The sequence below is a fragment of the Streptomyces sp. NBC_00091 genome, assembly GCF_026343185.1.
GTDB lineage: Bacteria > Actinomycetota > Actinomycetes > Streptomycetales > Streptomycetaceae > Streptomyces.
Genome location: NZ_JAPEMA010000001.1, coordinates 2,912,116 through 2,925,838 on the forward strand (window position 1 = coordinate 2,912,116; position 13,723 = coordinate 2,925,838).

Genomic DNA, 13,723 nt, shown 5'->3' on the forward strand with positions numbered 1-13,723 from the left:
GGCCACCCTGGACCGCGTCGCCGCTGAAGGGGATTTAACGGCCTCCCCCTCAGGTACTACACGGGGCCGTCAGTAGCCCGTCGGACGGACCAGCCCCGTCTCGTAGGCGAACACCGCGGCCTGGGTCCGGTCCCGCAGGCCCAGCTTCACCAGGATCCGGCCCACATGGGTCTTCACCGTCTGCTCGGCCACCACCAGATGCGCCGCGATCTCCGCGTTGGACAGGCCCTGGGCGATCAGCGAGAGCACCTCCGTCTCCCGCTCCGTCAGCTCCTCGATCCGGGCCCTGGACGGCGCCCGGGGAGCGCCCATCCGCGAGAACTCGGTGATCAGCCGCTTCGTGATGTTCGGCGACAGCAGGGCCTCACCGGCCGCGACCACCCGCACCGCCTCGGCGAGCTGATCGGCCGAGGCGTCCTTCAGCAGGAAGCCGGAAGCGCCCGCGCGCAGCGCCTCGTACACGTACTCGTCCAGGTCGAAGGTGGTCAGCACCAGCACCTTCACCGCCGAATCGGCGGTGCCCGTGATGACGGAGGTCGCCTCGATGCCGCCCATGCCCGGCATGCGGATGTCCATCAGGACCACGTCCGGGGCGAGTTCGGCGACCTTCTCCACGGCATCGGCGCCGTCGACAGCCTGGCCGACCACCTCGATGTCCGGCTGGGCGTTCAGGAGCACGGTGAAGCCCTGCCGGACCATCATCTGGTCGTCGGCGATCATCACCCTGATCGGAGTGCTCATACGTCCTTCTTCGTCTCGGAGGGGGAACCGCCCGGCGGGTCCAGGGGGAGCACGGCGCTCACCTCGTACCCGCCGTCAGGGCGCGGGCCGGCAGCCAGTTCGCCCCCCAGCATGCCTGCCCGCTCCCGCATGCCGAGCAGCCCGTGCCCGGCTCCGGGCGAGGGCGGGGCGGAGCGGGTCGGTGCCGAGTTCGCCACGCACAGGTGCAGCTCGCGCGGCCCGTAGGCGATGCCCACCTCCACCCGCGAACCGGGGGCGTGGCGCAGACAGTTGCTCAGCGCCTCCTGCACGATCCGGTAGGCGGTGAGCTCCACGCCCGGGGTCAGCGCCCGCCGCGCGCCCGCCACCTCGGTGGTGACGTCCAGCCCGGCACCCCGCACGTTGTCCACGAGGCCGTCCAGCTCGGCGAGGGTGGGCTGCGGATGATGGGGATTGGCGGGATCCTCCGGCTGCTCGGAACGCAGCACCCCCAGGACCCGGCGCAGCTCGGTCAGGGCTTCCAGGGCGTTCTCCCGGATGCCGGCGAGGTTCTCCTTCAGCTCCTCGGAAGGGTTCTCCACCAGGTGCGGGGCGACCTGCGCCTGGATGGAGATGACCGACATGTGGTGGGCGACCACGTCATGCAGCTCGCGGGCGATGCGGCTGCGCTCCTCGAGCAGGGTCCGCCGGGCCCGCTCCTCCTCGGTCAGCGTCTCCTGGGCGACGAGCTGGCCGCGGGCCAGCCGCACCGCGCGCAGCGCGTACCCGAGGAGACCCGCGATGCCGAAGAGGAGGGTGGAGGCGAAGAAGGTGCCCGTGCTGTCCAGTGGTTTGAAGAGCACGGCCAGGCCGGTGAGGGCGATGGGCAGTCCGACGACCACGGCGGTGACCCGGGGCGGAACGCGCAGCGCGGCCAGCAGGATCACCGGGGAGAAGGCGATGCTCCCGGAGGGCAGCCAGGGCCAGCTCTGCCCCTGCCAGGTGTGGGGGGCTATCGCCCCGGCGATCAGGCCCGCGGTGATCAGCCCGAGCCACCAGGCGGCGATCGGGCGGAACAGGGCGAGCGCGATGGACAGCCCGGTCAGGAGGGCCATGACCAGCGGCGGGCCGCCGGTGACGTGGTAGTGGTCGAAGAGCTGCTGGTTGGTCATGAAGCCGAGGAAGACGGCCAGGTACAGGACCACCACGTGCGGCAGCCGGGCCAGCCACCGGGGGCGGGACATCCTCGGGAGGGGGTCCCGCCGCAGGGTGAACAGCTCGTCGAGCAGGGCACGGCCAGGGGCGGCGGCGGGTGGTTCGGCCGGGGGGACGGATCGCTGGGTCACACGGGTCAGCCTAGGCACGGGCCGTCTCCTCGCCGCGGGCGCGCAGCGGGCGCGGGACCTGTGGCGCCGGACCGGTACGCGCGGCGCGCCGGGCCCGCGCGGACCGGGGCTGCTCGTATACGCGGAAGGCGGCCCAGCAGACGGCCAGGGCGGCCGCGAACACCGGGAACCACAGCACCCGGGCGGCTAGCCAGCCAGCCGAGCCGGGCACGGTGTGCAGCCCGGGCAGGTCGGGGGCGACCAGCAGCCCCAGGGCGGTGACGGCCATCATCGCGGTCTGGTGCCAGAGGAAGACCGTCATCGCGGACAGGTTCAGCAGCGCCACCTTCGCCCAGGTCCGGGGCCGGCGCATGGCCCGGGCCAGCGGCTCGCGCAGCAGCAGGGCCAGCCCGCACTGGGCCAGGCCGAAGGCGACGGCGGCCAGCGTCGGCGGGTTCAGGTTGGAGACCGCGGCCCCGGGCACCCCCACCATGGACGCCGGGTACCCGCCCCACAGGACCAGCGCGGCGGCGCTGGCCGCTCCGCCGCCCAGCAGGAGCAGCGCCGGACGGCGCCGGCCGAAGGCACCCCGGGCCCAGGCGGCGCCCAGGGTGTAGGGGACGAGCCAGCCCGCGGCGACATTGACCCAGCCGATCCACTCGGGCCCGCCGAAGCCGAACCTCCACACATCGACCCCCGCCACCACGGCCGCCGGCCACAGCGGGCTGAGCCGGACCACCAGCGGGGTCGCGGCGGTGAGCGCGGCGAACACCAGCAGGAACCACAGCGGCGACCACACCAGCCTGAGCAGCGTCCGGACGGTGTCCAGCTCCGTCCCGCCGAGCAGCAGTCCGCCCGCGACCACGCCCCACAGCACGAGCACCGCCGCCACGGGACGGAACAGCCGCCCCAGCCGCTGCCCGGCCCAGGACCGGTACGAAACCCCGCGCGCCCGCGCCGACACGTACCCCTGGGCCGCGACATGGCCGCCGACGAGGAAGAACACGGCCAGGGTCTGGAGCACCCAGGAGAGCGGGGCCAGCCAGGGCATGTGGGCCAGCGGACTCGTACCGCGCAGGCCGCCTTCGCTGCCGGTCAGCGCGGTCACCAGCCAGTGCCCGAGCACCACCCCGAGGATCGCGAGGGCCCGCAGGGCGTCCACCGACTGGTCCCGGTCCGCCGGGGTCGCGCCGTCGACGCGCTCCGCGAGGGCCGACCAGCGGCCGTGGAGCCTACGCATGCGGGGCCTCCGTGCCGGTGACGATGCGGGCCAGGCTGTCGAGGGACTCGGTACCGGGCTTGAGGTAGTCGCTGTGCCCGGCGGAGCCCGTCGCGAAGGCCCGGGCGCCGAAGGCGGGATCCACGGGATCGGTACCGAAACCGATCCCGCCGAGCCGGATGTGGGGGACCTCGCCGATCCAGTCCCCGGAGCCCCGCCCGGCCCACACCCGGGCGGTGGTCGGCAGGTCCGCCGCGGAGTCGGCTCCCGTGCCCGGACTGCCGAACAGGGCCATGTCGCTCACCCCGGGGCCGGTCGCGGTACGGCCGCAGACCACCGAACCGTACGAATGGCAGAGCAGGGAGATCCGCGCATCGGCGGGGGTGAAGCCCCGCAACCGGGAGAGGAACGGCCCCAGTTCGGCTGCGGCCCGGTCGGCCCGGTCGGCGGTCAGGACCGTGGTGCTGACCGTGCCCGGGGTGTCGTACCCGAGCCAGGCGACCACCGCGGAGCGCGGATGCCCGGCCTGGAGCCGCTGCTGAAGGCTGAGCGCGCCCTCGCGGAAGCGCTGGTAGGTGTCCAGGTTCGTATCGGATCCGGGCACCAGGACGGCGACCCGGTCCGCGGTGCCCAGATCGCCGAACACCTCTATGGCGCGGCCCTGGCCGCGGCCGTCGAAGGTGAGGAACTGCGCCCCGGGCTCCGCCATCGTCCCCAGCTTCGCGGCCCGGCCGGCGTGGCCCGAGTCCTGCGCCGCCCGGGCGGCTTCGGCGATACCGGCGAGGCCGGCGTCGTACCGGCTCTGCAGGCCGGCGGACCCGGAGAGGACCGCCGGAGCCGGCGCCGGTATCCGCGGGGACGCGGCGGCGGACACGGGGAACACGACGGCCGCGGCGACGAGGCCGGCCAGCAGGGTGCGGCGGAAGCGGCTGCCAGTGCTCATGTCGTGTTCCTCTTCCTGTCCTTCGACTCCGGCGGGCAGGCGCCCGCTCTGGTATCGAAGTTAGGAATCCGCCCCCCTCGTCGGCGTCACGCTGCGGAGCGGGCTTCAGAGGTAGCTCTCAGGTATGACCGGCAGTACCTGAGAGTCAGTTGCCAGCAGGTCTCCACCGAATCGCGAGCACCCGTCGCGATCGGGAAGGGCCAAATCCGGGCCGATGAGGCCACGTCAGAGATCGGTTAGGGTCCGGGAATGAACGAGATCGACTGGCGAGACGACCGCATCGGCAGCGCGCACCGCGGCGAGAACCCCACCGTCCTGCGCCGCCTCGACTCCGGATTCGCGGTCATCGGGGACCGGCAGTTCCTGCCCGGGTACGCGGTGCTGCTGACCGACGATCCCGCCGTGACCCGGCTCTCGGACCTGCCCCCGGCGCGCCGGATCGCGTACCTCACCGACCTGGAGCGGCTCGCCGAGGCCGTCGAGCGCGCCTGCGCGCGGCTCGACCCGGCCTTCCGCCGCGTGAACATCGAGATCCTGGGCAACACCGACCCGTACCTGCACGCCCACATCTGGCCCCGCTACGACTGGGAACCCGCGGACCTCGTCCGGATGCCGGTCTGGCGCTACGAGGACGAGGAGTGCTGGCGCGGCGAACGCCACGCGCTGGCGCCCCGGCACGACGGGCTGCGGGGCGCCCTCACCGAGGAACTCGACCGGCTCCTCGGGTAGTCGGCCGGCCCCGCGGCGGCTAGGCCGTGGACGTGGCCACCCGCACCCCGAAGCCGATCAGGACGACGCCCGTCACCCGGTCCATCGTCCGGCGGACGCGAGGGCGCGCGAAGAACCGCCGGGCGCGCGACAGGACGTAGACGTACGTGCCCAGCCAGGCCAGCGTCAGCAGGACGTGCACCAGGACGAGGAGGGCCATCCCCACCGCCGGGCGCAGGCCGGGCGGTGCGAGCGTGGGCAGCAGACCGGTGTAGAACACGGCGATCTTCGGATTGAGGGCGTTGCTGACCAGCCCGGTGCGCCAGGCGCTCCCGCCCGAACGGCCGCGTGCGGTACCGCCACCCGCCGCAGGGGCGTCGTCCGGGGCCGCCCCGGCGCCCGGGCGGCGCAGCGACTGGACGCCGAGCAGGCACAGGTACGCCGCCCCCGCGAGCTTGACCACCAGGTATACCTCGGCCGAGGCGGCCAGCAGCGCCGCGAGCCCGGCCACCGTGAGCGTGCCCCACAGCAGCAGACCGGCGGCGATCCCGCCGACGGTGCGCAGCCCGTCGGCCCGTCCCCGTGAGACGGCCCGCCGGGTCACGATGGCCATGTCGGGCCCGGGCACGAGGGTCAGCAGGGCCAGGACGCCGGTCGCCGCGACGAGTTGCGTGAGCACACGGCTCAGTCTGCCACCAGGGGTTCGACGTAAACGGCCCTCCAGTGGGGCGCAGGGTCCTGTCCAGGGCTGGTCCAGTACTCCCGGGCGCCGACGACCTCCCCGTCCCGCACCGTCCACAGTGATACGGCCCGGTAGAGGACGTGGTCCTCGGGTATCTCCACCTCGGTGACGACGAGGTCCCCGTCCGCGAGGATGCGCAGGACCTCGACCGCGCCGATGGACCGCTCGTCGGTGCCGGTCCCCTCGTCACTGAGCACGGCGATGAAGTTGGCCCTGCCGACGATGCGTTCGCCGCTGACCGGCCATTCGATGACCGCGTCCTCGGCGATGAGCGCGGCCACGCCGTCCCAGTCTCGTGCCTCGATCCGCTCTCACAGCCGTGCCACTACCTTCAAGGGCTCCATGTGCCGCAGTGTGCGATGGGGCTGTCGTACGCAACAAGCTTTGCTTTCAGGCTTATTGACTTCGACACAAACACCTTTTGACTACTCCCTGTAATACGTGAGAGGGGGATTGGCTCCCCCGTCCAGCTCGCGGCGCAGGCTCCCGTCGGGCAGCAGCCGGAGCCGGCTCCAGCCGCCGGGGGTGCAGGTGGGAGGGGCACCGGAGGTGACGGTGGAGGCGTTGAGTTCCACCGGATCGGGGCCGCTGCGCAGGGTGGCCCGCCAGGCGCAGGAGTAGCCCGGGTCCTCGACCCGCAGGGTCATCACGGGGTCGCCGACCGCGCCCGGCGTGAGGGTGAGGCGCCAGTCGGCGGAGCCGGAGGCGGCCCGCCAGGCGCCGGCGTAGGACTGGGGGAGCCGGCCCGCCAGGGTCGCACTCCCCGGGCTCCCCGGGCCCCCCGCGGCGGGTGCGGAAGCGGATCCGGAGCCGGGTCCGGGTCCGGAGCCCGATCCGGACGGGTCGGTGGGGACCGCGACCGGCGGCGGGGGGAGGGGCGCGGGGTCCTTGCCCATCACCGCGTACACCGTGCCGCCCGCCGCTGCGGCGACGACGACCGCGACCGCTACGAGGAAGGCGGTCGACGAGGCGGCCGGCCGGGCCGGGGGCGCGGCGGGCGGCGGCTCGTACGGGTAGACGGGGGCGGGGAGTCCGGAAGCCGCCGCCGGGGCGGCGGGGGCGGGGGCGGCGAGGGTGGCGGGGTCCGCCGCCGGAGCGTGAGCCGGGCGGGGAGTGCGGTCCGGGCCCGGGCCGGGGTCCTCGCGGTCGAGGAGCTGGACGGCCTGCCGGCCCAGCTGGGCCACGAGCGCCGTCGGAAGCCAGGGTTCCAGGGCCCGTCCGTCAGCCACCGTGTCGCCCGCCCCCACCCGGGCCAGGACGGCCTCCGGGTCCGGCCGGGCGGCGGGATCCTTGCGCAGGCAGTCCGCGACGAGATCACGCAGCTCGACCGGTACGCCGCCCAGGTCGGGTTCCGCTTCGACGATGCGCAGCAGCAGCCCGGCGGCCCCGCCGGGGTGTTCCGCGTCGCCGAAGGGCAGCCGCCCGGTGGCCGCGTACGCCAGGACGGCGCCGAGGCAGAAGACGTCGCAGGCCGGGGTGACCGTTTCGCCGCGCACCTGCTCCGGGGCCATGAACCCGGGGGAGCCGACGAGTTCCCCGGGCCGGGTCAGGCCGTCGGCGGGGTCCTCCAGGGGGCGGGCGATGCCGAAGTCGATGACGCGGGGGCCGTCGATGGTGAGCAGCACGTTGGAGGGCTTCAGGTCGCGGTGGATGAGCCCGGCCCGGTGGATGTCCTGGAGGGCGTACGCGAGTCCGGCGGCGAGGATCCGTACCGTGCGGGCGGGGAGCGGGCCGAAGTCGCGGGCCACGACCTGGCGCAGGCTCGGCCCGGCGACGTAGCCCGTGGCGAACCACGGGGTCCCGGCTTCGGTGTCGGCGTCGAGGACGGGCGCGGTCCAGGTGCCGCCGACGCGCCGGGCGACGGCGACCTCCTGGCGGAACCGGGACCGGAACTCCTCGCGGACGGCGAGGCCGGGGTGGACGAGCTTGACCGCGACGGTACGGCCGCGGTCGGAGCGCGCGAGGTAGACCTGGCCCATGCCGCCGGCCCCGAGGCGGGACAGGAGGCGGTACGGGCCGATGTGGTGCGGGTCGTTCGGGTGCAGCGGTTCCATCGCCGGGTGGTCCCTTCCCCCTGGGCTGACCGGACGGGCCGAGCGTAGTGCGGTGTGCTCCGCGGGGGGAGGGCCTTGCCCTGGCCGGGCGTTGACGGGGCCGGGGGCAAGGCGCGCACCCTTGCCCCCGGCGGCCCGTGTCGCCCGCCGCTGCGGCGACGACGACCGCGACCGCCGCGAGGAAGGCGGTCGACGAGGCGGCCTGCCGGGCCGGGGGCGCGGCGGGCGGCGGCTCGTGGCGGAGCCTCAGGGGCTGCCCGGGGCCGGCGGGTCCTGGGCCTCGGCGGCGATCGTGGCGAGGGCCGCCGAGAGGCGTTCGAGGGCGCGGGCCGTCTCGGCGAAGGCGGCTTCGCCGAGGGCCGCCGTCAGGCGGGTGGCCAGCGCGGCGTGGCCCGGGGTGATGCGGGCGATCGCGGCGCGGCCCTCCTCCGTCGGGCGCAGCAGCTTCGCGCGGCGGTGGGCCGGGTTCGGGACGTACTCCGCGAGGCCCTTGGCCGCCAGCAGGTCCGCCACGCGCTGCACGCTCTGCCGGGTGATCCCCATGGCCCGGGCGATACCCGCGACCGGCAGCGGCTCCCGCAGTACCGCGCCCAGGACCTGCCAGCGCGCGGCCGTCAGCCCGGCGGGGCGGGCCAGCTCCTCGGAGACGGAGAGGAACTGGCCGTTCAGCTGGAAGACGCCGAGCGCGGTGCGGCTCAGCAGGTCCTGCTGCGCCCGTACGGAGAGCGCCCCCGGCGCGGGCTCCGCGGGCTCTGCGGAACCTGCGGGCTCCGCAGGCTCCGCAGGTTCCGCTTCCCCGGCGTCCCGGGGGCGCGGGTCAGGCATCGCCGGCTTCCGCGGCCGCCATCAGGACCGGGAACGCGCTCGCGTCGGAGTCGTGGAAGAGGCGGTACCACGCGTCGAGGACGTCCGGCTTGTACACGCCCAGCCGGGCGAAGACCTCCCGCGCGAAGGCGACCGGCTCCGTCGGGCCCGCCGTGATCAGGTCGCCGGCCGTGACGGCGTCGGCCTCCACGTACTGCCCCGCGCCCCCGTACCCCGGCTGCTCCGCGAGGTAGAACGAGGCCGCGCTGGTGTGCGGGCGCCCGTCCAGCAGGCCCTCCCGGGCGAGGCCCGCCGTGGCCCCGCAGATCGCCGCGACCGGCACTCCGGCCGCCAGGAACTCGCGGGCCTTGGCCGCGAAGGGGGCCAGCTCGTCGCTCGAGTCCCAGAGCGCGGCGCCCGTCAGGATCAGCAGAGACGAGTCCTCGGGGCGCAGGTCGGCGAGGGACAGGTCGGGCAGGACGCGGACCCCGCCCATCGTGGTGACCGGCGTTCCGGCGGCGAAGCCAACCGTACGGATCCGGTGGCCGCGCTGCGCGAGGTGCGCGGTGGTGTGGCCGGTCTCCCAGTCCGCGTACGTGTCGTAGACCGCGAGGTGGACGGGCTTGGCGGGGGTCTCGACAAAGATCTCGCTCATGGTGCTCGCCTCCAACAGGCTGGACGAAAGCTACAGCAGCGCTATGACAAGAGACTGTCATCTTGCCAGCATGCTGTCAATGCCCCAGGGATTCGGCGCCGCCGCCCCGGCAGACGCAGACAGACTGCCGAGGGCGGCCCCCCACCCCCATACAGTCCGCCGATGTCCCTTCCCACCTGCGCACTTCTAGCGTGACCGCATGACCCCTCATGTCACCGGCGCGTCCGTCAAGGCCGCCGACCGCGCTCACGTCTTCCACTCGTGGTCCGCCCAGGCCCTGATCGACCCGCTGGCCGTCGCCGGCGCCGAGGGCTCGTACTTCTGGGACTACGACGGGAACCGCTTCCTCGACTTCTCCTCCCAGCTGGTCAACACCAACATCGGCCACCAGCACCCCAAGGTGGTCGCGGCCGTGCAGGAGCAGGCCGCCAGGCTCTGCACCCTCGCGCCCGGTTTCGCCGTGGACGTCCGCTCCGAGGCCGCACGCCTCATCGCCGAGCGCACCCCCGGGGACCTCGACAAGATCTTCTTCACCAACGGCGGCGCCGAGGCCGTGGAGAACGCCGTACGGATGGCCCGGCTGCACACCGGCCGCCAGAAGGTGCTCTCCACCTACCGCTCCTACCACGGGGCCACCGCCGCCGCGATCAACCTGACCGGCGACCCGCGCCGCTGGCCCTCGGACACCGCCTCCGCCGGCGTCGTGCACTTCTGGGGGCCCTTCCTCTACCGCTCGCCCTTCCACGCCACCACCGAGGCCGAGGAGTGCGACCGCGCCCTCGCGCACCTCGCCGACACCCTCGCCTTCGAGGGCCCGCAGAGCGTGGCCGCGATCATCCTGGAGTCGGTGCCCGGCACCGCCGGGATCATGACCCCGCCGCCCGGCTACCTGGCGGGCGTCCGCGAGCTCTGCGACCGCTACGGCATCGTCTTCATCCTCGACGAGGTCATGTCGGGCTTCGGGCGCACCGGCAAGTGGTTCGCTGCCGAGCACTGGGGCGTCACCCCCGACCTGATCACCTTCGCCAAGGGCGTGAACAGCGGCTACGTCCCGCTCGGCGGTGTCGCCATCTCCGCCGCCATCGCCGAGACCTTCGCCACCCGCCCCTACCCGGGCGGACTGACGTACTCCGGCCACCCGCTGGCCTGCGCCGCCGCCGTCGCGACGATCAACGCGATGGAGGAGGAGGGCATCGTCGAGAACGCCGCCCGCATCGGGGCCGAGGTGATCGCCCCGGGCCTCGCCGACATCGCCGAGCGGCACCCGTCGGTGGGCGAGGTCCGCGGGCTCGGCACCTTCTGGGCGCTGGAGCTCGTACGGGACAAGGAGACGCGCGAGCCGCTCGTCCCGTACAACGCCTCGGGCGCCGCGAACGCGCCCATGGCCGAATTCACATCCGCCTGCAAGGCGTCGGGTCTGTGGCCGTTCGTCAACATGAACCGGACACACGTCGTCCCCCCGTGCACGGTCACGGAAGCCGAGGCCAAGGAGGGTCTGGCCCTCCTCGACGAGGCGCTGACGGTCGCCGACCGGCACACGGTCGGGGCGTGACGGTCCGGATAGCGGGCGGTATATCCGCATACCGGCCGTAGACCGCTCGGTTTCAGCCGCGCTGTCTGGCCTAAGGTGTCCGAAGATCTATGGAGGAGACGGACCCCTATGCCAGGCAGCCGGAGCGGAGGTGTCACCCGCAACACCCTTCGGCAGCAGATCGCGGACGCGCTGCGTGACGAGGTGCTCGCGGGGCGTCTGCCGCCCGGGACCGAGTTCACGGTCAAGCAGATCGCCGAGCAGTACGAGGTCTCCGCGACCCCGGTGCGCGAGGCGCTGGTCGACCTCTCGGCGCAGGGGCTGCTGGAGTCGGTGCAGCACCGGGGCTTCCGGGTGCGGGTCTTCACCGTCGACGACTTCCGGGGCATGATCGAGGCCCGGACCCTGATAGTCGACGGGATCTTCCGCCGGCTCGTCGAACGCGGCACCGCGCCCGGTACGGGCGAGCTGCTGGTGTCGGTGCGGCGCCGCGCCGAGGAGGCGCGCCGGGCCACGCGCAGCGGTTCGCTCGAAGTGCTGATCGGCTACGACCTGCGCTTCTGGCGCGAGCTCAGCGAGCTGGTCGGGAACCGGTACATCTCGGAGTTCCTGCACCGCATCCGCGTGCAGTGCTGGGTCTTCTCGGTACCCCACCTCCAGGGGGCGCCGGAGCTGCGGACCGCGCTGTGGGACGGGCACAACGAGCTGGTGGACGCGGTGACGCGTGCCGACGCCGACGAGGTACGGCGCATCGTGCGCGCGTACAACCAGCACGGGCTGGACTGGGCCGCGGGCCTCTGACGCCGCCGCCCGCCCGGCAGCCCGCCCGGCAGCCCGTCCCGCAGCCCGTCCCGCCGGGTTCTGCGCACCCCTTCGCGGAGCGTGTCCGGCGCACTACTCTGGCCCGATCGGCGGCAACGACTGATCGGAGCCCGCGTGGCCTGTGACCTGTGGCTGGTCCCCCTTGTCGACGTGCTGTGCCACAGCCCCGACAACCCCTTCGCGGAAGAGATCGCCTCGTACGACAAGGCGCTGGGCGAGGCGGGTCTGCCGTCGGTGCCCGTGTTCGCGTACATGCCGGGCCTGAGCGGGGACGTGGCTCCGGTGGCCGGCTTCGACTACGACGCCCTGCACTTCCTGCGGCGGGCGTACCTGCTGCAGATCTGCGGGCTGCCGGTGACGCCGGTGGACGAGCTGGGCGGGGACTACGAGCAGCTGCTGGAGATGTTCGAGCCCACGGCGCAGCAGTCGCACCTGGTGTGGCACTACGACCACGCGGGGGCGTACGTCCCGGTGGACTTCTCGGCGCCGCTGGCCAACGAGGAGCTGATGGCCGGGGGTGGTCCGCTGGGGTCGGCGCAGGGGCTGCTGCGGGAGCTGGCCTTCGTCGCCCCCGCGATCGGGATAGACCCCGGGAACCCGCCCGCCGCGCCGGCGCCGCCCGGGGGGCCGACCTCGCTGGAGGAGCCCGCGGGGCCGATCCCGTACGACGCGAGTCCCTTCGCGCGGGAGCGGCACGTGTGGCTGGGCCTGCACGCTGCGGCGACGCGCAGCCTCGGCCAGGGCTCCATGATCATCTTCAGCTGACCGGCCCTTCCCGGCGCGCTGCCCGCGCCGGGGCACCTCCCGGCGGGACGAACGTCAGCGGGGCTGCTCCGGAGGCCGCTGGCGGGGCATGTTCGGGCGGGTGCCCGGCGGCAGCGGGAAGCGGGCCGGGGGGATGCCCGGGTCCGGGCGGGCGGGCCCCCCGGCCAGGGACTGCATCAGCAGCGGCGCCGGACCCGCCCGGAACTCCACCATCCAGTCGGCCGTCTCCGAGCGCACGAGTTCCGTGACGTCCTCCGAGAACCGGCGCAGCACGGTCAGGCACCGCTCGGCCGCCTCGCTGGCCGTGCCCTCGGTGGGGCCCAGCACCTCGCGCACGTTCTCCGAGGCCCAGTCGAACTGGAGCGTCTGCAGCCGCCGCTGCACCGCCTGCGCCGTGGCCACGTCCCGCATCCACCCGGACGTCAGCCCGAAGAACCGGTCGCAGGCCAGGCAGGCCGCGGCCAGCAGCAGGGACAGATAGCCGTACGAGGCCGCGCCCGGCGCCGAGCCCGTCAGCTCCAGCAGCGGCATCGCGGCGCCCGTGACCGCGCCCACGGCCGCGCCGGCCCGCAGCGCCCGCGCGCCCCGGCGCTTCCAGGCCCGGTCGGACAGATACCACTCGGCCGTGCGCAGCGCATCGGCCTCCACCCGCCGGTAGAGCTCGTCGAGCCGCTCGGCGGGCTCGCCCCAGTCCCCGAGAGGGAACGGCCGGCCGGTCAGGTCGCCGTCCTCTGCGGGATCCCGGGGTGGCCCCTCGGGCTGCATCTCCGGCTGACTCACCCGGCACTCCCTCTGCCTGCGCTGACGTGTGGTGCGCGTGTGCGCAATGGTGCGCATGCTCTTCCTACCTTCGAATGACGCGCGATGGACAACGAATCCCGGGTTTTCCGCTCGCAAGGAGGGCTCCATCAGGTACGCGCACGCCCCGTCTCTCACCCGAAAGAGTTGGTCCTCCCGGCGTAGGGCGCGGCGCCCGGGGAGCACGTAGGCTCGGATTGACCGAGCCTTCCCCGAAGGCGTCCCGCAGTCATTGCGCAGTCATTGCGCAGTATGGAGTGAGTACCTGTGATTCCCGGTGGTGGCCAGCCCAACATGCAGCAGCTGCTCCAGCAGGCCCAGAAGATGCAGCAGGACCTCGCGGCGGCCCAGGAGGAGCTGGCCCTGGCCGAGGTCGAGGGCCAGGCGGGCGGCGGTCTGGTGAAGGCGACCGTCACCGGTTCCGGTGACCTGCGCGCCCTGGTCATCGACCCGAAGGCCGTGGACCCGGAGGACACCGAGACCCTCGCCGACCTGGTGGTCGCGGCGGTCCAGGCGGCCAACGAGAACGCGCAGGCGCTCCAGCAGCAGAAGCTGGGGCCGCTGGCCCAGGGCCTGGGCGGCGGCGGCATCCCCGGCCTGCCGTTCTAGCCCCTCCCGCACCCATTCGCCCCCACCCCCTCCCGCAGCACCCACGAAA

Annotated in this window: 15 protein-coding genes; 5 read left to right on the forward strand and 10 right to left on the reverse strand. The window is 73.9% G+C overall.

What is annotated here, in order from left to right; all coding sequences use genetic code 11:
- Positions 1–69: 69 nt before the first annotated feature.
- From OOK34_RS13495 to OOK34_RS13510, 4 genes are read right to left on the reverse strand one after another with little or no spacing between them, the layout of a single operon-like run.
- A complete protein-coding gene (locus OOK34_RS13495; RefSeq protein WP_267034104.1) occupies positions 70–741 on the reverse strand; it encodes a response regulator transcription factor in 672 nt (223 codons plus the stop codon).
- Positions 738–2,045, reverse strand: coding sequence for a sensor histidine kinase (locus OOK34_RS13500; RefSeq protein ID WP_267034105.1), 1,308 nt, complete (start codon positions 2,043–2,045; stop codon positions 738–740). The genes OOK34_RS13495 and OOK34_RS13500 overlap by 4 nt, the downstream gene beginning before the upstream one ends.
- 10 nt (positions 2,046–2,055) lie before the next feature.
- A complete protein-coding gene (locus OOK34_RS13505) occupies positions 2,056–3,264 on the reverse strand; it encodes an acyltransferase (RefSeq protein ID WP_267034106.1) in 1,209 nt (402 codons plus the stop codon).
- The gene (locus tag OOK34_RS13510) at positions 3,257–4,186 is read right to left on the reverse strand and encodes an alpha/beta hydrolase (RefSeq protein WP_267034107.1); all 930 of its coding nucleotides are present in this window, start codon (positions 4,184–4,186) and stop codon (positions 3,257–3,259) included. Before OOK34_RS13510 ends, OOK34_RS13505 begins: the two co-directional genes overlap by 8 nt.
- Before the next feature lie 249 nt (positions 4,187–4,435).
- On the opposite strand from OOK34_RS13510, the gene OOK34_RS13515 reads away from it, so the two are divergent.
- The gene (locus OOK34_RS13515; protein WP_267034108.1) at positions 4,436–4,915 is read left to right on the forward strand and encodes an HIT family protein; all 480 of its coding nucleotides are present in this window, start codon (positions 4,436–4,438) and stop codon (positions 4,913–4,915) included.
- A 19-nt stretch (positions 4,916–4,934) separates the two neighbouring features.
- Here OOK34_RS13515 and OOK34_RS13520 read toward each other — a convergent pair whose 3' ends face one another.
- The 5 genes from OOK34_RS13520 to OOK34_RS13540 form a co-directional block, all read right to left on the reverse strand.
- The gene (locus OOK34_RS13520) at positions 4,935–5,573 is read right to left on the reverse strand and encodes a LysE family translocator (protein ID WP_267034109.1); all 639 of its coding nucleotides are present in this window, start codon (positions 5,571–5,573) and stop codon (positions 4,935–4,937) included.
- Positions 5,574–5,578: 5 nt separating this feature from the next.
- Positions 5,579–5,917: a nuclear transport factor 2 family protein gene (locus tag OOK34_RS13525; RefSeq protein WP_267034110.1), complete on the reverse strand. Its 339-nt coding sequence runs from the start codon at positions 5,915–5,917 to the stop codon at positions 5,579–5,581.
- Between the two features lie 144 nt (positions 5,918–6,061).
- Positions 6,062–7,690: a serine/threonine-protein kinase gene (locus tag OOK34_RS13530; RefSeq protein WP_267034111.1), complete on the reverse strand. Its 1,629-nt coding sequence runs from the start codon at positions 7,688–7,690 to the stop codon at positions 6,062–6,064.
- 246 nt (positions 7,691–7,936) lie between these two features.
- Complete coding sequence (locus tag OOK34_RS13535) at positions 7,937–8,515, reverse strand: MarR family winged helix-turn-helix transcriptional regulator (protein WP_267034112.1); 579 nt, start codon at positions 8,513–8,515, stop codon at positions 7,937–7,939.
- Positions 8,508–9,149, reverse strand: coding sequence for a DJ-1/PfpI family protein (locus OOK34_RS13540; protein ID WP_267034113.1), 642 nt, complete (start codon positions 9,147–9,149; stop codon positions 8,508–8,510). The genes OOK34_RS13535 and OOK34_RS13540 overlap by 8 nt, the downstream gene beginning before the upstream one ends.
- Before the next feature lie 199 nt (positions 9,150–9,348).
- Between OOK34_RS13540 and OOK34_RS13545 the strand changes: the two genes are divergently transcribed.
- The 3 genes from OOK34_RS13545 to OOK34_RS13555 all read left to right on the forward strand — a co-directional run bounded on the left by OOK34_RS13545 (position 9,349) and on the right by OOK34_RS13555 (position 12,267).
- A complete protein-coding gene (locus tag OOK34_RS13545; RefSeq protein ID WP_267034114.1) occupies positions 9,349–10,701 on the forward strand; it encodes an aspartate aminotransferase family protein in 1,353 nt (450 codons plus the stop codon).
- Positions 10,702–10,809: 108 nt separating this feature from the next.
- Positions 10,810–11,481: a GntR family transcriptional regulator gene (locus OOK34_RS13550; RefSeq protein ID WP_267034115.1), complete on the forward strand. Its 672-nt coding sequence runs from the start codon at positions 10,810–10,812 to the stop codon at positions 11,479–11,481.
- Positions 11,482–11,616: 135 nt separating this feature from the next.
- Positions 11,617–12,267: a hypothetical protein gene (locus tag OOK34_RS13555; protein ID WP_267034116.1), complete on the forward strand. Its 651-nt coding sequence runs from the start codon at positions 11,617–11,619 to the stop codon at positions 12,265–12,267.
- A gap of 54 nt (positions 12,268–12,321) precedes the next feature.
- On the opposite strand, the gene OOK34_RS13560 is transcribed toward OOK34_RS13555, so the two are convergent.
- Positions 12,322–13,047: an SLATT domain-containing protein gene (locus OOK34_RS13560; protein ID WP_267034117.1), complete on the reverse strand. Its 726-nt coding sequence runs from the start codon at positions 13,045–13,047 to the stop codon at positions 12,322–12,324.
- Between the two features lie 285 nt (positions 13,048–13,332).
- Between OOK34_RS13560 and OOK34_RS13565 the strand changes: the two genes are divergently transcribed.
- Positions 13,333–13,674 carry a YbaB/EbfC family nucleoid-associated protein gene (locus OOK34_RS13565; RefSeq protein ID WP_267034118.1) on the forward strand — a complete coding sequence of 114 codons (342 nt, stop codon included), beginning with the start codon at positions 13,333–13,335 and terminating at the stop codon, positions 13,672–13,674.
- The last annotated feature ends 49 nt before the right edge of the window (positions 13,675–13,723 follow it).

Coding starts and splice junctions, on each gene's coding strand:
- OOK34_RS13535 (WP_267034112.1), bottom strand. CDS start 8,515: ATGCCTGACCCGCGCCCCCGGGACGCCGGGGAAGCGGAACCTGCGGAG.
- OOK34_RS13530 (WP_267034111.1), bottom strand. CDS start 7,690: ATGGAACCGCTGCACCCGAACGACCCGCACCACATCGGCCCGTACCGC.
- OOK34_RS13540 (WP_267034113.1), bottom strand. CDS start 9,149: ATGAGCGAGATCTTTGTCGAGACCCCCGCCAAGCCCGTCCACCTCGCG.
- OOK34_RS13515 (WP_267034108.1), top strand. CDS start 4,436: ATGAACGAGATCGACTGGCGAGACGACCGCATCGGCAGCGCGCACCGC.
- OOK34_RS13550 (WP_267034115.1), top strand. CDS start 10,810: ATGCCAGGCAGCCGGAGCGGAGGTGTCACCCGCAACACCCTTCGGCAG.
- OOK34_RS13495 (WP_267034104.1), bottom strand. CDS start 741: ATGAGCACTCCGATCAGGGTGATGATCGCCGACGACCAGATGATGGTC.
- OOK34_RS13510 (WP_267034107.1), bottom strand. CDS start 4,186: ATGAGCACTGGCAGCCGCTTCCGCCGCACCCTGCTGGCCGGCCTCGTC.
- OOK34_RS13545 (WP_267034114.1), top strand. CDS start 9,349: ATGACCCCTCATGTCACCGGCGCGTCCGTCAAGGCCGCCGACCGCGCT.
- OOK34_RS13505 (WP_267034106.1), bottom strand. CDS start 3,264: ATGCGTAGGCTCCACGGCCGCTGGTCGGCCCTCGCGGAGCGCGTCGAC.